Source organism: Paracoccus alkanivorans (genome assembly GCF_003697785.1).
Classification (GTDB): Bacteria; Pseudomonadota; Alphaproteobacteria; order Rhodobacterales; family Rhodobacteraceae; genus Paracoccus; species Paracoccus alkanivorans.
Genome location: NZ_QOKZ01000005.1, coordinates 1 through 19767 on the forward strand (window position 1 = coordinate 1; position 19767 = coordinate 19767).

At 63.4% G+C, this 19767-nt stretch carries 18 protein-coding genes, 1 tRNA gene and 2 pseudogenes; 5 read left to right on the forward strand and 16 right to left on the reverse strand.

The features are described from left to right. The 9 genes and pseudogenes from C9E81_RS13350 to C9E81_RS13400 form a co-directional block, all read right to left on the reverse strand. On the reverse strand, nt 1-98 hold a 98-nt coding region (locus C9E81_RS13350; RefSeq protein ID WP_147457598.1), incomplete at its 3' end, for a helix-turn-helix domain-containing protein. A gap of 281 nt (nt 99-379) precedes the next feature. Then, on the reverse strand, nt 380-1390 hold the full coding sequence (bioB, locus tag C9E81_RS13360; RefSeq protein ID WP_122112872.1) for a biotin synthase BioB: 1011 nt from the start codon (nt 1388-1390) through the stop codon (nt 380-382). Next, nucleotides 1387-1962: a biotin transporter BioY gene (locus C9E81_RS13365; protein WP_122112873.1), complete on the reverse strand. Its 576-nt coding sequence runs from the start codon at nt 1960-1962 to the stop codon at nt 1387-1389. Before C9E81_RS13365 ends, bioB begins: the two co-directional genes overlap by 4 nt. Nucleotides 1963-2099: 137 nt before the next feature. Further along, nucleotides 2100-2726 (reverse strand): GntR family transcriptional regulator, encoded by a 627-nt coding sequence (locus tag C9E81_RS13370; protein ID WP_122112874.1) that lies wholly within the window; start codon nt 2724-2726, stop codon nt 2100-2102. Between the two features lie 297 nt (nt 2727-3023). After that, nucleotides 3024-3256 (reverse strand): annotated as a pseudogene (locus C9E81_RS13375) (IS5/IS1182 family transposase); the annotation flags it as partial. Between the two features lie 167 nt (nt 3257-3423). Further along, complete coding sequence (locus tag C9E81_RS23680) at nt 3424-3606, reverse strand: M81 family metallopeptidase (protein ID WP_122112875.1); 183 nt, start codon at nt 3604-3606, stop codon at nt 3424-3426. Between the two features lie 73 nt (nt 3607-3679). Then, a pseudogene (locus C9E81_RS23685) lies at nt 3680-3874 on the reverse strand (M81 family metallopeptidase); the annotation flags it as partial. 441 nt (nt 3875-4315) lie between these two features. Further along, nucleotides 4316-4392: transfer RNA gene (locus C9E81_RS13395), tRNA-Arg, on the reverse strand. Nucleotides 4393-4492: 100 nt separating this feature from the next. Further along, entirely contained in the window at nt 4493-4960 is a 468-nt protein-coding gene (locus C9E81_RS13400; RefSeq protein WP_122112878.1) for a MarR family winged helix-turn-helix transcriptional regulator, read from the reverse strand. Nucleotides 4961-5133: 173 nt separating this feature from the next. Between C9E81_RS13400 and C9E81_RS13405 the strand changes: the two genes are divergently transcribed. Then, nucleotides 5134-6744: an FAD-dependent oxidoreductase gene (locus C9E81_RS13405; protein WP_122112879.1), complete on the forward strand. Its 1611-nt coding sequence runs from the start codon at nt 5134-5136 to the stop codon at nt 6742-6744. 3 nt (nt 6745-6747) lie between these two features. Next, nucleotides 6748-6942: a DUF2783 domain-containing protein gene (locus tag C9E81_RS13410; protein ID WP_122112880.1), complete on the forward strand. Its 195-nt coding sequence runs from the start codon at nt 6748-6750 to the stop codon at nt 6940-6942. A gap of 114 nt (nt 6943-7056) precedes the next feature. On the opposite strand, the gene C9E81_RS13415 is transcribed toward C9E81_RS13410, so the two are convergent. The 6 genes from C9E81_RS13415 to C9E81_RS13440 form a co-directional block, all read right to left on the reverse strand. After that, the gene (locus C9E81_RS13415; protein ID WP_106691666.1) at nt 7057-7743 is read right to left on the reverse strand and encodes an ABC transporter ATP-binding protein; all 687 of its coding nucleotides are present in this window, start codon (nt 7741-7743) and stop codon (nt 7057-7059) included. After that, entirely contained in the window at nt 7743-8501 is a 759-nt protein-coding gene (locus tag C9E81_RS13420) for an ABC transporter ATP-binding protein (RefSeq protein ID WP_122112881.1), read from the reverse strand. The genes C9E81_RS13415 and C9E81_RS13420 overlap by 1 nt, the downstream gene beginning before the upstream one ends. After that, nucleotides 8498-9442, reverse strand: a complete 945-nt coding sequence (locus C9E81_RS13425; protein ID WP_122112882.1) for a branched-chain amino acid ABC transporter permease — start codon at nt 9440-9442, stop codon at nt 8498-8500. Before C9E81_RS13425 ends, C9E81_RS13420 begins: the two co-directional genes overlap by 4 nt. Further along, entirely contained in the window at nt 9439-10356 is a 918-nt protein-coding gene (locus C9E81_RS13430) for a branched-chain amino acid ABC transporter permease (RefSeq protein ID WP_122112883.1), read from the reverse strand. The genes C9E81_RS13425 and C9E81_RS13430 overlap by 4 nt, the downstream gene beginning before the upstream one ends. A gap of 331 nt (nt 10357-10687) precedes the next feature. Next, nucleotides 10688-11413 (reverse strand): MipA/OmpV family protein, encoded by a 726-nt coding sequence (locus tag C9E81_RS13435; RefSeq protein ID WP_122112884.1) that lies wholly within the window; start codon nt 11411-11413, stop codon nt 10688-10690. A gap of 128 nt (nt 11414-11541) precedes the next feature. After that, a complete protein-coding gene (locus tag C9E81_RS13440; RefSeq protein WP_122113153.1) occupies nt 11542-13395 on the reverse strand; it encodes an ABC-F family ATP-binding cassette domain-containing protein in 1854 nt (617 codons plus the stop codon). Nucleotides 13396-13542: 147 nt separating this feature from the next. Between C9E81_RS13440 and C9E81_RS13445 the strand changes: the two genes are divergently transcribed. Genes C9E81_RS13445 through C9E81_RS13455 form a run of 3 tightly spaced genes read left to right on the forward strand, consistent with a single transcriptional unit; the run spans nt 13543 to nt 15655 of the window. Beyond that, complete coding sequence (locus C9E81_RS13445) at nt 13543-14766, forward strand: GTP-binding protein (protein ID WP_122112885.1); 1224 nt, start codon at nt 13543-13545, stop codon at nt 14764-14766. Further along, on the forward strand, nt 14763-15383 hold the full coding sequence (locus C9E81_RS13450) for a DUF1826 domain-containing protein (RefSeq protein ID WP_122112886.1): 621 nt from the start codon (nt 14763-14765) through the stop codon (nt 15381-15383). Before C9E81_RS13445 ends, C9E81_RS13450 begins: the two co-directional genes overlap by 4 nt. Further along, nucleotides 15377-15655: a DUF6525 family protein gene (locus C9E81_RS13455; protein WP_243698653.1), complete on the forward strand. Its 279-nt coding sequence runs from the start codon at nt 15377-15379 to the stop codon at nt 15653-15655. The genes C9E81_RS13450 and C9E81_RS13455 overlap by 7 nt, the downstream gene beginning before the upstream one ends. A 202-nt stretch (nt 15656-15857) precedes the next feature. Here C9E81_RS13455 and C9E81_RS13460 read toward each other — a convergent pair whose 3' ends face one another. Then, entirely contained in the window at nt 15858-19505 is a 3648-nt protein-coding gene (locus C9E81_RS13460) for a vitamin B12-dependent ribonucleotide reductase (RefSeq protein ID WP_122112887.1), read from the reverse strand. Nucleotides 19506-19767: the final 262 nt, after the last annotated feature.

The following is a 19767-nucleotide window of genomic DNA, read 5'->3' on the forward strand; positions in this document are numbered from 1 at the left end:
TTCGCAACCGTATCGCGGGAGATGTTGAATTCCTTCGCCGCCTGACGCTGGCTCATGCCCGCCGCGCAGGCCTGACGCACCTTCAGATATAGTTCCACGCTGTAGATCCTCCCGCCCTCCCTGCAACCACAGAAAGGGAAAAGGTGGACGACTTTTACACCGCCCGCAGCAGCACCAAGCCGCCGCTTCCGTGGACTAATTTCGCACCGCCGTTCTCACGCTCCCTGCTCGAGGGAGCATCGGGTGTGGTCGAACACGGTGGCCGGAACAGGCCCGGGATCGACGAGGAGCAGGTGAAGGAGCTCATCAACCGAAATCGCTTGGATGTCCGGTGAAGCAGGGGCCAACTCACGTTCGGAGTTTCAGAAATTGTCATTCCTTATTTACCCTGTGACACGCGGCGGCTTGGTAGGCATGCGGGCACGCTGATGCGTTCCGGTTCACCTATTGCAGCGAACAATTCGGCATCCTCGCCGAGGCCGGCATTGGGCGTGGTCAGCAGCGTATCGCCGTAGAAGACCGAATTTGCGCCACCCACGAGACAAAGGATTTGTGCCTCGCGGTTGAGAGCGGAGCGTCCTGCCGAAAGGCGCACGGTCGAACCCGGCATCACGAGACGCGCGGTTGCCACCATTCGCACCAACTCCAGCGGATCGATGCGTGGCCGATCCGCCAGTGGCGTGCCTGCGACCGGGACAAGCGCATTGATGGGCACGCTTTCGGGATGGGGGGTCATCCCCGCCAGAACGTGCAGCATGGAGGCCCGGTCCCGGACAGTCTCGCCCATACCGATGATGCCGCCGCAGCACAGGTCGATGCCGAATGCGCGCACCGTGGCCAGCGTATCCAGCCGATCCTCATAGGTGCGGGTGGTGATGATCTGCCCGTAAAACTCCGGACTGGTGTCGAGATTGTGGTTGTAGGCCGTGAGGCCGGCGGCTGCGAGGCGTTCGGCCTGATGCGGTTTCAGCATGCCGAGCGTGACACAGGCTTCCATGTCAAGGGCGCGAACGCCCTTGACCATCTCGATCACCGCGTCGAATTCCCGACCGTCGCGGACCTGACGCCATGCCGCACCCATGCAGAAGCGTTCCGCCCCCGCCGCCTTCGCGGTCGCTGCCATGGCAATAACCTTTGTGGGGTCCATCAACCGATCACGGGTCAGATCGACCTCGCGGTGATGGGCCGACTGCGGACAATAGGCGCAGTTCTCCGGGCATCCGCCCGTCTTGATGGACAGTAGGCTCGCCTTCTGGACCTTGTTCGGATCGTGACGCTGGCGATGGACGGCATTGGCCCGCCCAACCAGCTCAAGCAACGGCAGCTCATACAGAGTGACGATCTCGTCGACTGTCCAGTCGTGCCGGATTTCCCCATCGGCCACCGTCATTCGACTTCGCCCCGAAGCCGGGCGAAGAAAGCCGGAAGAACTGAGCTACCCGCCGCCACGACGCCGATCTTGACCAGATCGCCCAGGAGGAAGGGCAGGACGCCGACGGCAAGAAGTTGACCGACAGGAACATAGACGGCGAGCCATGCCGTGCCGATTGCATAGATCGGCACCATTCCCGCCAGCATCGCGCCGACACGTCCGGGCGTGCCTTTGCCGGTCGCGAGCACGCCGACCAACCATGAGGCGATGAGATAGCCCAAGAGATAGCCCCCCGTTGGCCCGGCCAGGTAGACAAGGCCGATGCCGCGCTCCGGGGAGCCGGAGAAGACCGGGAGGCCCATGGCACCGGTCGCCAGATAGGCAAGGAAGATCGAGACGGCCATGCGTGGCCCGAACGCCACGGCGAAGCCCATGACAGCCAGGGTGTGCAGCGTCATCGGAACCGGCCAGAACGGAATCTGGATCTTGGCGGCAAGCGTCATCAGCGCCGTTCTGGCGATGATGGTCAACGTCATTCGCGCCAACATTGCGAATCGGGTTTCAATCGGTCTTGCGGCGACATCGTCCATGCTGTCTCTCCTTTAGCGCAGAATTATAGATAATTTCGTTATTCTATCGCCAAAGAAATCCACAAAAATACAATCATGGCAATAGCCAGATGCGCGACGACCACTTTGGGTCGGAGGTGAGGCAAACCAATGCTCTTCTATTGGGGGCTTTTTTGACCGATTGTCTGGACGTGCCGCGCGAGCACCGATGCCGCCGTCTCGGCCTGCCCAGCCCTCAACGCATCGAGGATTGCACGGTGATCCCGATCGGTCGGGGTCTCCCATTCGGTCCGCCAGCCCGAGAACAGGAACCGGGCACTGGCGGTATGCAGATCGTCGATCGCCTTAAGCAAGCGCGGCATCCCGCAAGGGGTCAGGATGATGCGGTGGAAGGTGCGATTGGCTTCTTCCCACGCCTGAACGTCACCCGCGCGATCTCCCGTCCGATTCGCTTCCTCTGCCTGATCAAGAATGGCCCTGGTCAGATGCGGAGCGGCATGGCGCAGCGCGAGAGCTTCGAGCGCAGCGCGCATCTCCGCGACCTCGCGCACCTCGTCGAGACTGAAGCCGGCGACGCGCACACCCCGACGCGGTTCACTGACCACTAACCCCTGCGACTCCAAACGTCGGAAAGCCTCGCGCACGGGGACATGGCTCGCGCCGAACTCCTCGGCGATGTGATCCTGCCGCAACTTCGCGCCAGCCTCGATCTCGCCCGCGATTATGCGATTGGCGAGCGTTCTACTGATCTGTGCTGCGATGGTGTCTGATCTGGCCGTCGTCATGATTTTATAGATAATTCGGATTGCGGGCGCTGTCGATCTGCGAAGTAGACATCACAGAAATCCCAAAATGGCGAGGAATCGGTCGCCCCTGAAACCCACGGCGAGCTTCTGTCGCAAGGGTCGGGGGGGCAAAGGTAGCTGAGATCCGAAGAGCTTTTGCGGCACCTGAAGACGGCTATGTAGTTCACGCTGAACAGGTATTTGCTATTGGGTCATAAGGTCGGTGGTTGGCCTTCATTGGATCGACAAGTGTTATAACGCACAGCATTGTGGCGCAGATTCCAGCCCAGAGAGCCCTATATGAGCGAGGATCTTGCGGATGTTGTAACCGCATCCGCACAGGACAGCGACGATGGCATCGCCGATCAGCCCCTTGAGCGGGCAACGCGCCAGGCGACCATCGGTTTTCATGTGCGCGATTTCCGGCTTGATGGCGCTATGTCGCCGGAGCAACCTGGCCAGTGTCTACGTCAGGCCCGGCGCATGCCGCTGATCAGCACGCGGGTGTTTGTGACATCGTGGCCCCGATAACTCCCGTTTCGCGCAGCGCAGTCAGTGTGAAGATACTGTCCCCGGTTCACCGCCGCCGGGGTTGTCGGCCAAATCCGCGATGACAATCAGTTGTTGTGCCTGTTGCCCCGCGAACAACGGCTTCAGCCAACGAAAAGTGTGTAATGCATGCACCTTCCCGTATATCCTAGAAACGTCTGACGATCCGGCGGGCCATAGTCTCGGCAAGTGCGGGATCGCCGTCAGAAATGCACCATGCACTTGCAGTCGCGCCGGCGACGTCGCCCCACGGGAACGCGTGCGCCAGCGACACTGACAGGACACCCGGTTCCTGCTTCAGCGCCCGCATATCCAGCACGAGCTGTCGCATGGGTCGTAATCCACAGACCCATGATCGGACAGGGTACGAAGCGCATGACCGGTCTGATCTCCGCTTCCAGCATTTTCTGGATCAGCGTGGAAACTTCGTACAGCCGAAGAATCAGATCAACATATGGGTATTCCTTGCAAGCAATCATGACATCGGCATTCGCCAGCATCAGATCGGTGATGTGACAATGCGAATCAAGTGTTACGCCGATAGGAACGGATGGGCCGACAACCTCACGGACGGCCGCAAGAAGATCGGGGCCTGCTATATCGTCGCGGAGAGGGCCAGAGGCGCACGAAGAAGCTGCAACCGGCTGCGCGCCTGCCGTCTCCGCCTACTTGCCCATTTGAAGCGCTGGCGGCGCATGGGGGCTGTGTGGGCCGTGGAATACCAGGGCGGACGATGCGGAGACATCAAGACAGCGTGGAAAGCGATATGCGAGGATGCCGGTCTGGATGACGTGACGCCCCACACCCTTCGGCATACGGCGATCACATGGGCGCTACAGCGTGGCGCGAGGACATGGGATGTCGCCGGCTATTTCGGGGTCAGCGTGAAGGTCATCGAGGAAGTCTACGGGCATCATTCGCCGGATCACCAAGAATCAGCGCGGGCCGCAATGGACACCAGATAGGGCGCAACTTGTGCCAGAACCTGTGCCGAAAGGCTCGCAAGCTCAGAGAAATGAAAGGCAAGTGATTGATATGATTGGCGCACCCGAGAGGATTCGAACCTCTGGCCTCTGCCTTCGGAGGGCAGCGCTCTATCCAGCTGAGCTACGGGTGCCTTGCCGGCTGAATAGCTCGCATGACCGGGTTGTGCAATGCCGAAATCAGCCCTGGCGCAACGGCCGCTACAATGGTGCCGCTGCATTCCGGTCCGGGGATCAGTCCTCCTCCGCGGCTCCGGTGCCCTGTGCGATCAGTGCTTTCAGCGTCGCATCGAGCTGCCCGGCCAAATCGGGGCCCAACCGGCTGCGAAGCGTCTGGTCATAGGTGATCGCGCGGCGGCCCAGCTTGCTGTAGGTCTCGGCGCCCTTGTCTGTCAGAGACAGTATCCCGGCGCGGCGATCCCGCGGATTGACCTCTCTGCTGAGATACCCTCCGGCCTCGAGCGCGGCAACGGCACGGCTGACCTTTGTCTTTTCGATATGGGAAATCCGGCAGATATCCCGCGCCGTCATCCTGCCGAACTTCCCCAGATTGGCCAGCACCCGCCATTGCGGGCGCGTGATACCGTAATCTTCCCTGTAAGTGGCATGAAAATTTCTGGAGGTGATCTCGGCCGCCTGATTGAGCAGGTAGGGCAGAAACTGCTCCAGATCGAACCCTTCCGAAACCGGCCTCGTATTCATGTCTGACTTTTGTCGCATCCGAATGCACCTGCCCCTTTCACGGGTCGCGACAATGGCACAGGCGCCGAATGCTGTCACGGGGCCGGTATCGTCCTCCTGCCTGACCGGGGCAAATCTTTCGGGGTTGATTTGGTTGCGATTGCAACTAAAATTGCAGATCAGGGGAGGGTGACATGACAGATCGCGACCAACAGGCATTCCGGCTTTACCCTTATGCCAGATCCCCCGATCAGGACCGCATGCCGCCCGCGCGCCATCCCGTGGTCGTGGCGGGGGCAGGTCCGGTCGGGCTTGCCGTAGCATTGGATCTTGGCCGACAGGGCATTCCGGTCCTGTTGCTGGACGAGTCCGAAGGCCCCGGCATCGGCAGCCGCGCCCTGTGCTTTGCCAAGCGCACGCTGGAGATCTGCGATCGGCTCGGCGCCGCCAAGGCGATGGTCGCCAAGGGGGTCGAGTGGAATCTCGGCAAGGTCTTCCATGACGACCGGCTGCTCTATGAATTCAACCTGCTGCCCGAAAGCGGCCATGCCTTTCCCGCCTTCATCAACCTGCAACAGCCCTGGTTCGAGAAATTCCTGCATGACGCCATCCGCGCCGCCCAGGCCGATGGCGCCCCGATCCGGATACGGGGCCGGAACCGGGTGGAGGCCGTTACCCCGGCCGGGGATCATGTTTCGGTAGAGATCTCCACCCCCGACGGCCCCTATCATGTCGAGGCGGATTGGCTGATCGCCTGCGACGGCGCGCGCAGCCCTGTCCGCCACATGCTTGGTCTCGGTTTCGAGGGAAGGGTATTCGAGGACAATTTCCTCATCGCCGACGTAAGGATGAAAGGCGATTTCCCGACCGAACGCTGGTTCTGGTTCGAGCCGCATTTCAAATCCGGCGACAGCGCCCTGCTGCACAGGCAGCCCGACGACATATGGCGCATCGATTTTCAACTGGGCTGGAATATCGACCGCGACAAGGAACTTGAGCCCGCCAATATCCGCGCCCGCGTCGATGCCATGCTGGGGCCGGATGTCGATTACGAGCTGGACTGGTGCTCGATCTATACGTTCCAATGCCGCCGGATGGAGAAATTCCGCCATGACCGGGTGATCTTCGCCGGAGATTCGGCGCATCAGCTCAGCCCATTCGGCGCGCGCGGCGCCAATTCCGGTATCCAGGACGCGGACAACCTGTGCTGGAAACTGAAACTGGTGCTGGAGGGCATCGCGCCCGAAACCCTGCTGGACAGCTACGAGGCCGAACGGATCCAGGCCGCTGATGAGAATATCCTGCACTCGACGCGATCGACCGATTTCATCACTCCGAAATCATCCGTCTCCAGGCTGTTCCGCAACGCGGTGCTGGATCTGGCCGAACACCTGCCCTTCGCCCGGGGCATGGTGAACTCGGGCCGGCTCTCGACCCCCTGCATCCATGACGGTTCCGCACTGAACGGGCCTGACCACCCTGCCATGCCGCCACGCAGCCGCCCCGGCAGCCCCTGCCCGGATGCTCCTGTCGAGACGGGCTGGCTGCTGCGGCAACTCGGCCCGGGCTTTACCCTCATGACCATCGATGCGGACGCGCCCGAAACCCTGTCCGCCCATGGATTGACATTTGCGCGGCTTGCGCTGACGGCCCGGGATAACGAGGCCCTGCGGGAACGTTATCTCGGCGAGGCCGCGTCTGCGGTCTACCTGATCCGCCCCGACCGGCATATCGCCGCCCGCTGGAAGAGTTTCGACGAATCCGCCATCGGCGCCGCGCTGGCCCGCGCCATCGCCAGGGAGTAAGAGATGCTGAACACCGATCCGAACCTGCCCGATCCCGACGAAGCCTATGCACGCCTCATCGCCGCCCATGACGGGCTGAGCGAGGCCGAGAGCCATGCGATGAACGCGCGGCTGGTGCTGATCCTGATGAACCATATCGGCGACAGGGCGGTGCTGGACGAGGCATTGCGGCTCGCGCGCGAAGGGCCCGGAAACTGAACCGAAAATCCCGCAAATTCAAGGGATAGCAGCTTCTTCTTTGTCTAAACACCTCCGGGGGGTCCGGGGGCAGGCAGCCCCCGGCCATCGCGGGACGCTGAAGCCTCCCCCCGTTCAGACATGCAGGAACCGCTCCTTCACCTCCGGCGCGGCGCGCAATTCGTCGCTGCTTCCGGTCCAGACCGTGCGTCCTTTCTCGATCACCACGTGGCGATCCGCGATCCGGGTCAGCGCGTCCACGTTCTTGTCGATGATCAGGATCGATTCGCCCGCCGCCTTCAACTGCGCAAGACAGTTCCAGATCTCGTCGCGGATCAGCGGGGCGAGGCCCTCCGTCGCCTCGTCCAGCACCAGCAGCCGCGGATTGGTCATCAGCGCACGGCCGATCGCCAGCATCTGCTGTTCGCCGCCCGAAAGCTGGTTGCCCATATGCCCCATCCGCTCGGCCAGGCGCGGGAACAGCGACAGCACCCGCTCCAGCACCCACTGGCCGGGCCGGGCCATGGCCACAAGGTTCTCGCGCACGCTCAGCGTCGGAAAGACCTGCCGCCCCTCGGGAACCAGCCCGAGACCCGCGCGGGCAATGCGATGCGGGGCGGCATTGGTCAGGTCTGCGCCATCGACGATCACCCTGCCCGCCCGCGCCTTCAGCAGCCCGAAGACCGTGTTCACCGTCGTCGTCTTGCCCATGCCGTTGCGGCCCAGAAGCGTGACCACCTCGCCCTCGCCGACCTCGAAGCCGATATCGTGCAGCACCTGGCTTTCGCCATAAGCGGCCTGGAGCGCCTCGACCTGCAGCATCACGCGCCCTCCTCTGCCGTCTCTTCGCCCAGATAGGCGGCGCGCACCTTGGGATCGGTCCGAACCTCGTCGGGCCTGCCGGTGGCGATGATCCGGCCATAGACCAGCACGCTGATCCGGTCCGCCAGCGAAAAGACCGCGTCCATGTCATGCTCGATCAGCACCAGCGTGACCTCGCCCTTGAGGCTGCGCATGACCTCGACCAGGCGCTCGGCCTCCTGCCCGCTGGTGCCGGCAAGGGGCTCGTCCAGCAGCAGGAGTTTCGGCGCGGTGGCCAGCGCGATGGCCAGTTCCAATTGCCGCTTTTCGCCATGGCTGAGACTGCCTGCGCGCATCGCCGCGCGCTCGGCGATACCAACGCGGGCCAGCGCCTCCATCGCGGTGTCGTTCAGCGCCCGCTCACCGGCCACCGGGGCAAAGAAGCGAAAACTGCTGCCCCGCCGCGCCTGCACCGCCGCCGCGACATTTTCCAGCACCGTGAAGCCCGGCAAGATCGAGGTGATCTGGAAACTGCGCGACATGCCTGCCCGCACCCGCGCATGCATCGGCTGGCCCATCATCTCGGCGCCATCGAAGCGCACCGAACCGGCATCCGATCCCGCCTGCCCGGAAAGCTGCGCGATCAGCGTGGATTTGCCCGCGCCATTGGGGCCGATGATGGCATGCAGTTCTCCCTTCTCGACGCTCAGGTTCAGGTCGTCGGTGACGTTCAGCGCCCCGTAGGCCTTGCGCAATCCCCGGACATCCAGAAGGCTCATGACCTGTTCCTCCGGAAAAACCCGCTCAGACCGTCGCGGGAATAAAGCACGACCAGCACCAGGATCAGGCCGAACAGGATCGGCCAATGCTTGGTCAGCAGCGCCAGCCATTCCTCCAGCAGCAGCGCGATGGTCGCCCCCGCCACCGCCCCCAGCAGGTTGCCGATACCGCCAAAGACCACCATCACCACCAACTCCCCCGAGCGGTGCCAGTCCATGTAGCTGGGCGAGACATAGCTGGCCTGGTTGGCCAGCATCACCCCGGCGATGGAGGCCATGCAGCCCGAGATCACATAGGCCGTCAATTGGTAGCGGAAGGGCGAAAAGCCGATAGCCTGCATCCGCAGCGGATTTTCGCGCGCGCCCGTCAGCACCCGGCCGAAACGCGAGCGGGTGATCGCCACGGCCAGCAGGTAAAGCCCGATCAGCAGCGCCAGCGCAGTATAGTAAAGCGCCGTGTTGTTCTCCAGCAGCGGCTGGCCGAAGACGGTCGAACGGGCGTTCAGCGTCACCCCGTCATCGCCGCCATAGGCCGAGAGCGAGACGAAGAAGAAATATCCCATCTGCGCGAAGGCGAGCGTGATCATGATGAAATAGATCCCCCGCGTCCGCAGCGAGATCGCCCCGGTGATCAGCGCGAAGACCGCCGCCACCGCGATGGCCGCCAGCATATGCGCGCCCAGGTCGGTGATGCCCGCACGGCCGAGGATCGCCACCGCATAGGCGCCGATCCCCAGATAGGCGGCATGGCCGAAGCTGACCATGCCGCCATAGCCAAGGATCAGGTCCAGCGCCAATGCGGCGATGGCATAGGCGAGGATCCGGGTTGCGATCACGATCAGATAGCTGTCGCCCAGGGCCTGCGCGATCATCGGCAAGATGGCAAAGGCGGCAAACAGGATCGTTGCGGCCCATGCCCGCGTAAGCGTCAGCCGGGTCATGTTTTCGCTCCGAACAGGCCGGAGGGCCGGACCGCGAGGATCACCGCCATCAGGATATAGACCAGCATCGGGGCCAGCACCCTGCCCGCCTGCCCCGCCGCGGCCGGCTCCATGACCGCGCGCAGCAGGATCGGGCCAAAGCTGCGCCCGAGCGTATCGACCAGCCCGACCAGCAGGGCGCCCGCGAAAGCGCCCCGGACCGAGCCGATGCCGCCGATCACGATCACGACGAAGGCGAGGATCAGCACCTGCTCTCCCATCCCCGGATCGACGGTCAGGACCGGCGCGACCATGGCGCCGGCGAATCCGGCCAACATCGCGCCGAAGGCAAAGATGACGGTGAACAGCTTGCCGATATCGACGCCGAGCGCCGCGACCATGGCCCGGTTGCTGGCCCCGGCCCGCAGCCGCATCCCGATCCGGGTATGGCCGATGACCAGGTAAAGCCCGAGCGCCGTCAGCAATCCGGCGGCGATGATTACCAGCCGAAAGACGGGATAGCGCATGGCGCCGATCAGCGGGACGGAACCCGACAGCAATTCCGGCATCGGCACCGACAAGGGCGCCGCGCCCCAGATGACCTGCACCCCTTCGGTGATGATCATCACCAGCCCGAAAGTCGCCAGCACCTGGTCCAGATGCGGCCGCTCATAGAGGCGCCGGAAGACCGACAGTTCCAGCACCAGCCCGACAAGCAGCGTGGCGGGCAGCGTAAGCAGCAGCCCAAGCCCATAGCTGCCGGTCAGCGAAGTGAAAGTCACTACCAGATAGGCCCCGACCATATAGACCACGCCATGGGCGAGATTGACGAAATCCATGATTCCGAAAACCAGCGTCAGGCCGGCGGCAATCAGGAACAAGAGGATGCCGAACTGCATCCCGTTGAGAAGCTGAAGGAGAAACAGATTGGTCATGAGCGGGGGCCTCGGCAGCGGGGCGCAGCCGGGGCCACGCCTTGCCTGCCCGATTCATACGGCATTCGGGGCTATCGGCCGGGACCCGTCCCACAGCCACTCTTCCGCAAAAGCGGCGAGACCGGAATGTGCAGGGGCCGGAACGATGATTTTCCGTGGATGGGTCATGGCTGTCTTCCTGTTGAAAAAGCCGCGTTGATCGCGGCGCGTTCTGTTCCACGCCAGAACGCCTCAACAAAAGGGCCAAAGTCAAGAAATTATTTCATGCTTGAAATAATCTTGCCGGTAACAAGAGCCAAGAGAACCCTGATTTACGGCATTAATCGGAAAATCAGAAGCCGAAGGAAAAGCGGCGGACGACACCCAACCGCAAGGATGGCTGCCACTCTTCCTGAACAACGGGCGAATCCCCGGCATCACCGATCAGCTTGCCGTATTCGACCTCGCCCAGGATCGCGGTCTTGTCATTGATAGCGTAACGAGCCTGGAACTTGACTGCCGCGGAAGTGAATCCCCCGCTCGGGTCATATTCGCGGTATTTGCTGGCGATCGCCTCTTCGGGCGAGACGCCGAAATAGGTGTCGGTATAGTCGGAATCGCCATAACCCAGTTCCAGCCCCGACCACAGGGTGACACGGTCGCTCAGATCGGTGCGGTATTTCGCCCCGATCTCGCCTGTCACGCCCTCATGCCCGTCGAAGCCCTTGCGCACCGAGCCATAAGCGGTCACCGGCCCGGCGCCATAGCTGACCTTGGCGCCGAGTTCATAGGCGCGGTCGATATCCTTCATGCCCGTCAGCGCGGCGTCATCCTCCGCCTTGCGCTCTCCGACAATATTGAAGGAGGGCGATACGGAAAAGCCCTGCTTGTCGCCCTCTCCCGCGGCGCCGAAACGGGCGTTGCGCCAGATCAGCCATGGCGTCGCCTCGGCATCCTCTGCGCCCGGATAGACCGGCTTGCCCGTCACGCCCAGCCCCAGATCGACCGAGAAATCCTGCGCAGCGGCGGCAGTAGCCAGCGGCATGGCAAGAAGAGCAATGGCAAGAAGTCGTTTCATGGGCGAATCCGGGGTTCGGGTAAAAGCGGCACTGGGCCCTCCTAGCGGCGAATCGGCGCGGCGCACAAGCCGTTGATGCGCCCCTTCATATCACAGTTTTGCGCGATGCGCATTTCGGCAACAGTTGCTCAGCCCTTTTCGGCCAGTTCAAGATTTTCCAGCGCCTCCATCCAGATAGCCTCGGCCCGCGCCATCGCTCCGACCGCCTCGGCATGCTTGCGTCCCCATTTCCGGGACTCCACCGGGTTCTCGTACACGTCCGGGTCAGCCAGTTTCTTGTCCAGCTTCTCCAGCATCTCGGTCAGTTTCTGCACCCGTTCCTCGGCCCGGCGCACCTCTGCGCGCAGATTCTGCAACTCGTCGCGGGACGGACGTTTCGGCGCGGGTTTCGGGGTCTCGGCCGGTTTCGGCTTTTGCGGCTGGTCGCCGTTCAGCAGAAAACGCCGGTAATCGTCCAGATCGCCCTCGTAGCCCGTCACAGCGCCGTCATTGACCAGCCATAACCGCTCGGCCACCAGCCCCAGAAGATGCATGTCATGGCTGACCAGAACCACGGCGCCGGTATAGTCGTTCAGCGCCTCGGACAGCGCCTCGCGGCTTTCGATGTCAAGGTGGTTGGTCGGCTCGTCCAGCACCAGCAGATGCGGCGCGTCGATGGTCGCGATCAACAGCGACAGCCGCGCCTTCTGACCGCCTGAAAGCCGCGCGACCCTGGTTTCGGCCTGCGCCTCCATCAGCCCGAAACCGGCCAGCCGGGCGCGCAGCCTTGCCGGCGCCTCGTCGGGACGCAGGCGGCGGACGTGATCCAGCGGGGTTTCGTTCAGCGACAGCTCGTCGACCTGATGCTGGGCAAAGTAACCGACGCGCAGCTTGCCCGCGGTGGTGACTTTGCCCTCCATTTCCGACAGCCGATTCGCCAACAGCTTGGAGAGCGTCGATTTCCCCTGCCCGTTCCGGCCCAGCAACGCAATCCGGTCGTCCTGATCGATGCGCAGGTTCAGCCGCCGCAGCACCGCCCGGTCGCCATAGCCCACCGCGACATTCTCCATGGCAATGATCGGCGGCGACAACTCTTCGGGCTGTGGAAAGCCGAAGCGATGGAACCTGGCCTCTTCCGGCGCGGTGATCGGCTCCATCTTGGCCAGCATCTTGATGCGCGCCTGCGCCTGCCGCGCCTTGGAGGCCTTGGCGCGGAACCGGTCCACGAAGCTTTGCAGATGCGCCCGCCGGTCCGCCTGTTTCTTGGCCTCGGCGGCTTGCAGCGCCCGCTTTTCAGCGCGCAGCCGGGCGAAATCGTCGTAGCCGCCGGTATAGAGCGTCAGCTTGCGGTGTTCGAGATGCAGGATATGGCCCACCGCCCGGTTCAGCAGCCCCCGGTCATGGCTGATGATGATGACCGTATGCGGATAGCGGGCCAGATAGGTCTCCAGCCACAATGCGCCTTCGAGGTCGAGATAGTTGGTCGGCTCGTCCAGCAGCAGCAGGTCGGGCTGCGAGAACAGAACCCCGGCCAGCGCCACGCGCATCCGCCAGCCGCCCGAGAAATCGCTGGTCGGGCGGGCCTGGTCCGCCGTCGAGAATCCCAGCCCGTCAAGGATCGAGGCGGCCCGCGCCTCGGCCGACCATGCGTCGATATCGGCCAGCCGCGTCTGGATCTCGGCGATCCGGTGCGCATCGGTGGCACTCTGGCTCTCGGCCATCAGCGCCGCGCGTTCCTTGTCCTCGGCCAGCACCGTGTCCAGCACGGAAACCGAGGTGCCCGGCGCCTCCTGCGCCACGCCGCCGATACGGGCGCGCGACGGCAGGGTGATCTCGCCGCCGTCCAGCGCAAGCTCGCCCCGGATCAGCCGGAACAATGTGGTCTTGCCCGCCCCGTTGGGTCCGACAAGGCCAACCTTGTGGCCCTCGGGAATGGTGGCCGAGGTGTGCTCGAACAGCGGGCGGCCCTGAATGGCGAAGTATATGTCATCGATACGCAGCATGTGCAGCGGCATGGCCCAAGCTGCATCCCGCGTCAATGGCCCGACCGAAGTCGCAGCAACACCGCAAGCCGGTTGCATTGTGTTATGTAATATTATAACAGTATTTACCGCAACGACTCCGACCCACAGCAAATGCAGGATGACGCCATGACCCAAGCCAACCGCCTTCCCGTGACCGTGCTTTCCGGCTTTCTGGGTGCGGGCAAGACCACGCTTCTGAACAATGTGCTGAACAACCGCGAGGGGCTGCGCGTCGCGGTGATCGTCAACGACATGTCCGAAGTGAATATCGATGCCGATCTCGTCCATTCCAACCTGGGCGGAACCGGCCTTGCCCGCACCGAGGAAACACTGGTCGAGATGACCAATGGCTGCATCTGCTGCACGCTGCGCGAGGACCTGCTGACCGAGGTGCGCAAGCTGGCCGAGGCTGGGCGCTTCGACTATCTGCTGATCGAATCCTCGGGGATTTCCGAACCCCTGCCGGTCGCCACCACTTTCGAATTCGCCGATCAGGACGGGCAGAGCCTGTCAGATGTGGCGCGGCTTGACACAATGGTCACGGTCGTGGACGCGGCGAACCTGCTGGCCGATTACTCCAGCCACGATTTCCTCGCCGACCGGGGAGAGGTGGCCGGTCCCGGCGATGATCGCAGCCTTGTCACCCTGCTGACCGAGCAGATCGAATTCGCCGATGTGGTAGTCCTGAACAAGATCACCGATGCCGGGCCCGAGCGCGTCGATGCCGCGCGCAAGATCATCCGCAGCCTGAATGCCGATGCCCGCATCATCGAGACCGATCATGCCCGCATCGCGCCCGGCGATATCCTGAATACCGGGCTGTTCGATTTCGACCGTGCGCATGAACACCCGATGTGGATGAAGGAGCTTTATGGTTTCGCCGAGCACACGCCCGAGACCGAGGAATACGGCGTCACCTCCTTTGTTTACCGTGCCCGCCGCCCCTTCGAGCCACGCAAGATATACGAGGTGCTCAACAGCCCCCTGCCCGGGGTGATCCGCGCCAAGGGGCATTTCTGGATCGCCACGCGCCCCGATTGGGTGGCCGAATTCTCGCTTGCCGGGGCGATGTCCAGTATCCGCCCGCTCGGGACATGGTGGGCCTCGGTTCCACACGACCGTTGGCCTGGACATGAGCAGGCGCGGGACTATCTGGCCCGGCACTGGGCCGAGCCATGGGGGGACCGGCGGCAGGAACTGGTCTTCATCGGCTCCGGCATGGACGAGGACCGTATTCGCCTGCGCCTCGAGGCCTGCCTGATCGGCGAAGAGGCCGGCGACGACCCGGCGCGATGGCGGGCCATGCCCGACCCTTTCCCCGCATGGCGCCGGGCCGAAGAGGCAGCATGACGATGTTGGTCAACCGTCCGGCAACCGCCATGAATACCTCATCCGATCCGCGCATATTGGGCTCGGTGGCCATGAGCGGCGTCGCGGTGGCGATCTGGCAACGGCAACCTTCCTGCGAGTTTCAGGAATGGCTGGACGGGCTGGACGCCGTGCGGTTGCCCCGCCTGCGTTGCCGCGCAACCCCGCCGCAGGTGCCTGACGCGATAATGCGGGCCTGCGTGGAGGCAGGCACTCCGCCCGGCCTGCAACGTGATCTGTTGATCGCCGATATCGCCGAACTGGCTCGCCATGCCGCCAATATCACCGAATCGCTGATGATCGATCTGCGACTGGACGTCAGCGACGGCCAGCCCTGCCCGAAATGGCATCTGGATGCGGTCCCGGCCCGGCTGTTATGCACGCTGCGCGGTGCGGGAACGCAATTCGGCCCGGCCCGCCCGGATGGCGAACCCGTCAATATTCAGCAAATGCACCCTGGCGATGTCGGCATGTTTCGCGGGCGGCTTTGGCCCGGAAACGAGATCTCGGGTATATTGCACCGCTCTCCTCCCGCCCGGGGCGGGCCAACCCGATTGCTGCTGGTGATCGACCCTGTCAGCGAGGCCGGCTCGTGCTGAACCGGCCTGACAGTTCCAAAAGCGGCAATCTTGGTGCGACCGCGCAGCGGATACGCCGCAGATCGGGCGATCCGATGGCCGGTTTCGATGCCCTGCCGCCGCCGCTCAGGCGATGGCTGACCGAAGCGGCCCTCCCCTGGTCTCCGATCTCCTGCCGGCGGCTATGGATGCGCAGGCGGCAGGCCGGCGCTTCGGTCGAAGAGGTACTGGCGGCGCTGGACCGGGCGGAGCGGCGGGCCTTGGAGCGCGAAACTGGCAACCCCGCCATCTGAGCGGGGCCGCCCGCCCGGGAGCCACTTTCCCTCGAAACAGAAACGCCCCCCGCATCGCCTGAACGCAACGCGGGGGGCTTTTGTCAGGCTGCGCCTCTTGCCGGGCGGCTGGCTGCTTCGATAGGGGCGCGGGCAACCCTGGAACCCGCGGCCTTCGCCTGACGTAGCACAGGGGGCCGGTTTGCCCGGCCCCGCCCATTCATCAACTGCAGCCGCTGGTGCCGCCGCAGGTGTTGCACTTCATGCAGGTGCCGTTGCGCACCAGCGTGTAATTGCCGCATTCGCCGCAAGGATCGCCCTCGTATCCCTGCATCCTGGCCTTGGTGCGGATATCGGGCTCACTCGCCGCAATCGCGACCGGGGCCACCTGATAGGATGCCGCGGTCTCGGCCATGCCGCTGGCGACCGCCCGGGGCGAGGCTCCGCCCTGCAGCACCATCAGTTCTTGCGGCAGGCGCTTGCGCAAGTAGCCCGCGCTGCTGATCTGTTTCAGCATGGTCAGTGACTTCAACTCGCTCTGGTCGCTGACCGGGGCGACATTGGCCTTGCCCTCGCCCTCACCGCCGCCAAGGTCGTCAAAGCTCGCGCCCTCGGGTTTCACATGCGCCAGATCCGTGCGGTCGAGATAGGAGACCGCCAGTTCCCGGAACACGTAATCGAGGATCGAGGTCGCGTTCTTGATGCTGTCATTGCCTTGCACCATGCCCGCCGGTTCAAAGCGGGTGAAGGTGAAGGCGTCCACGAACTCTTCCAGCGGCACGCCATATTGCAGGCCCACGGACACGGCGATGGCGAAATTGTTCATCATCGCCCGGAAGCCAGCCCCTTCCTTGTGCATGTCGATGAAGATCTCGCCCAAGGCACCGTCGTCATATTCGCCGGTGCGCAGATAGACCTTGTGCCCGCCGACGATGGCCTTTTGGGTATAGCCCTTGCGGCGCTGCGGCAGTTTCTCGCGATGGCTGCGCACGGCTTCCTTGACGATGATCTTCTCGACGATCTTCTCGGCGATGACCGTGGCCTTTTCCTGCGCGCTGCCGGTGGCCAGCACCTCTTCGGCCTCCTCGTCATCCTCGACCAGAGCCGAGGCCAGCGGCTGCGACAGTTTCGAGCCGTCGCGGTAAAGCGCATTGGCCTTGATGCCAAGCGACCATGACAGCTCATAGGCGGCCAGCGCGTCGGCGATGGTGGCGGTGTTGGGCATATTGATCGTCTTGCTGATCGCACCGGAGATGAAGCCCTGCGCCGCCGCCATCATCCTGATATGGCTTTCCACCGAGAGGTAACGCTTGCCCTTCTTGCCGCAGGCATTGGCGCAATCGAAGACCGACAGATGCTCGTCCTTCAGGAATGGCGCGCCCTCCAGCGTCATGGTGCCGCAGACATGGTCATTGGCGGCCTCGATCTGCGCGCGGGTAAAGCCCAGATGGCGCAGCAGGTCGAATGCCGGATCGTTCAGCTTGTCGGCGGGGATGCCAAGGGTCTCGCGGCAGAATTCCTCGCCGAGCGTCCACTGGTTGAAGACGAAACGGATATCGAATGCCGTGGCCAACGCGGCTTCGAGTTTCTCGATCTCGCGCGGGCCGAAACCATGGCCGGTCAGCGCGGTGTGGTTGATGCCGGGGCAATTGCCAAGCGAGCCGTGGCCGACCGCATAGGCGATGATCTCCTCGATCTGCGAAGAGGGATAGCCCAGCATTTCCAGCGCCGCCGGAACCGACTGGTTGATGATCTTGAAATAGCCGCCGCCGGCCAGTTTCTTGAACTTGACCAGGGCGAAGTCGGGCTCGATCCCGGTGGTGTCGCAATCCATGACCAGCCCGATGGTGCCGGTCGGTGCGATCACCGTGGCCTGCGCGTTGCGGAAACCGTGATCCTCGCCCAGGGTCAGCGCCTCGTCCCAGGCCTCGCGGGCAACGGCGACCAGCCGCTGATCGGGGCAGTTGTCGGCGTCGAGCGCGACCGGCTTGACGTTGACCCCGTGATAGGCGTCGGTGCCGAAGGCTGCGGCGCGGTGATTGCGGATCACCCGCAGCATATGCTCGGCATTGCGCTTGTAGCCGGGGAAGGCACCCAGTTCCGAGGCCATCTCGGCCGAGGTGGCATAGCCCACGCCGGTCATGATCGCGGTCAGCGCACCGCAAAGCGCCCGACCCTCATCGCTGTCATAGCCGAGCCCCATATTCATCAGCAGGCCGCCGATATTGGCATAGCCCAGCCCGAGCGTGCGGTAATCATAGGACCGCTGCGCGATCTCCCTGGAGGGGAACTGCGCCATCAGCACGCTGATCTCCAGCGTCACTGTCCACAGCCGGGTGGCATGGACATAGGCGTCGGCGTCGAAACGGCCGTCATAGTAGAATTTCAGCAGGTTCATCGACGCCAGGTTGCAGGCGGTATCGTCGAGGAACATGTATTCGCTGCACGGGTTGCTGCCCCGGATCGGGCCATCTGCCGGGCAGGTATGCCAGGAATTCACCGTATCATGAAACTGGATACCCGGATCGGCACAGGCCCACGCGGCATGACCGACCTGGTCCCAGAGTTCGCGGGCCGAGACGGTCTTGGCAATCTTGCCATCGGTGCGTCGCAGCAATTCCCACGGGGCATCGTCGCGCACCGCCTGCAGGAAGGCATCCGTCACCCGCACCGAGTTGTTCGAATTCTGACCCGAGACGCTGATATAGGCCTCGGAGTCCCAATCGGTGTCATAGGTCGGAAATTCGATGCTGTCGAAGCCCTGCCGCGCATATTGCAGCACGCGGTTGATATAGGTTTCCGGGATCATCGCCTTCTTGGCGCCGCGGATCGCGGATTTCAGCCCGTCGTTCTTCGCCGGGTCGGTCGCGTCCTCGATGCTGCCGTCCCATTCGCCGATAGCGGCGAAGATCTCGTTCAGCTTCGCCTCATGCGCCTTGGAGCCGGCGACGAGGCTGGCGACCTTCTGTTCCTCGATCACCTTCCAGTTGATGAACTGCTCGATATCGGGGTGATCCATGTCGCAGATCACCATCTTGGCGGCGCGGCGCGTGGTGCCGCCCGACTTGATCGCGCCCGCCGCACGGTCGCCGATCTTCAGGAACCCCATCAGCCCGCTGGATTTGCCGCCGCCCGAGAGGTTCTCTCCCTCGCCGCGAAGCGAGCTGAAATTGGTGCCGGTGCCCGAGCCGTATTTGAACAGCCGCGCCTCGCGCACCCACAGATCCATGATACCGCCGTCATTCACCAGATCGTCGGCGACGGATTGAATGAAACAGGCATGCGGCTGCGGATGCTCATAGGCGCTGTCGGACTTGACCAGCTTGCCGGTTTTGTAATCGACATAGAAATGCCCCTGCGACGGCCCATCGATGCCGTAAGCCCAGTGCAGCCCGGTATTGAACCATTGCGGGGAATTCGGCGCGGCCATCTGCCGGGCCAGCATGTGGCGCATCTCGTCGTAATAGGCGCGGGCATCCGATTCATCGGTGAAATAGCCGCCCTTCCAGCCCCAATAGGCCCAGGCACCCGCCAACCGGTCAAAGACCTGCCGGGCGCTGGTCTCGCCGGTATAGCGCGCCTCTTCGGGCAGGCCCTCCAGCGCCTTTTCGTCGGCCACGCTGCGCCACAGGAATTCGGGCACGCCCTTTTCCTTCACCCGCTTCAGCGCCGCGGGAACGCCGGCCTTGCGGAAATATTTCTGGGCGATCACGTCGCTTGCGACCTGGCTCCAGCCCTTCGGGATCTCGACGCTGTCATTGCGAAAGACGATCTTGCCATCCGGGTTGCGGATCTCGCTGACCGTCGTGGTGAATTCGATCTCGCCATATGCGCCACTCTTCTCGGTGGTAAAGCGCCGTTCGATCTTCATGTCCTGCCCCTTTTTGGTGCTTTATTGCCGTTACTGTCCCTCGTCCGGAACTGCGCCCTTCTCACGACAGGCAAACCGATACCGCCACCCGGTCGCACAACCGGGCCCGGCAGGCAGATCGCCGCCATATCAAGATGAACCAAATTCCGAGCCTGGCCGCGATGCTGCTTCGGGCTACCCCACCACATCTTGTGCCGCCATGGCCACATCACACAAAGTGACGCGTTATTGTCATCGTTTCAACTTCTTTTTTTGAGAATCT

Bases quoted from the DNA above. Each gene is read 5' to 3' on its own strand.
- bioB (WP_122112872.1), bottom strand. From the start codon at position 1,390: ATGACGGTGGCCGATGGGGAAATCCGGCACGACTGGACAGTCGACGAG.
- C9E81_RS13365 (WP_122112873.1), bottom strand. From the start codon at position 1,962: ATGGACGATGTCGCCGCAAGACCGATTGAAACCCGATTCGCAATGTTG.
- C9E81_RS13370 (WP_122112874.1), bottom strand. From the start codon at position 2,726: ATGACGACGGCCAGATCAGACACCATCGCAGCACAGATCAGTAGAACG.
- C9E81_RS23680 (WP_122112875.1), bottom strand. From the start codon at position 3,606: ATGCGACAGCTCGTGCTGGATATGCGGGCGCTGAAGCAGGAACCGGGT.
- C9E81_RS13400 (WP_122112878.1), bottom strand. From the start codon at position 4,960: ATGAATACGAGGCCGGTTTCGGAAGGGTTCGATCTGGAGCAGTTTCTG.
- C9E81_RS13405 (WP_122112879.1), top strand. From the start codon at position 5,134: ATGACAGATCGCGACCAACAGGCATTCCGGCTTTACCCTTATGCCAGA.
- C9E81_RS13410 (WP_122112880.1), top strand. From the start codon at position 6,748: ATGCTGAACACCGATCCGAACCTGCCCGATCCCGACGAAGCCTATGCA.
- C9E81_RS13415 (WP_106691666.1), bottom strand. From the start codon at position 7,743: ATGCTGCAGGTCGAGGCGCTCCAGGCCGCTTATGGCGAAAGCCAGGTG.
- C9E81_RS13420 (WP_122112881.1), bottom strand. From the start codon at position 8,501: ATGAGCCTTCTGGATGTCCGGGGATTGCGCAAGGCCTACGGGGCGCTG.
- C9E81_RS13425 (WP_122112882.1), bottom strand. From the start codon at position 9,442: ATGACCCGGCTGACGCTTACGCGGGCATGGGCCGCAACGATCCTGTTT.
- C9E81_RS13430 (WP_122112883.1), bottom strand. From the start codon at position 10,356: ATGACCAATCTGTTTCTCCTTCAGCTTCTCAACGGGATGCAGTTCGGC.
- C9E81_RS13435 (WP_122112884.1), bottom strand. From the start codon at position 11,413: ATGAAACGACTTCTTGCCATTGCTCTTCTTGCCATGCCGCTGGCTACT.
- C9E81_RS13440 (WP_122113153.1), bottom strand. From the start codon at position 13,395: ATGCTGCGTATCGATGACATATACTTCGCCATTCAGGGCCGCCCGCTG.
- C9E81_RS13445 (WP_122112885.1), top strand. From the start codon at position 13,543: ATGACCCAAGCCAACCGCCTTCCCGTGACCGTGCTTTCCGGCTTTCTG.
- C9E81_RS13450 (WP_122112886.1), top strand. From the start codon at position 14,763: ATGACGATGTTGGTCAACCGTCCGGCAACCGCCATGAATACCTCATCC.
- C9E81_RS13460 (WP_122112887.1), bottom strand. From the start codon at position 19,505: ATGAAGATCGAACGGCGCTTTACCACCGAGAAGAGTGGCGCATATGGC.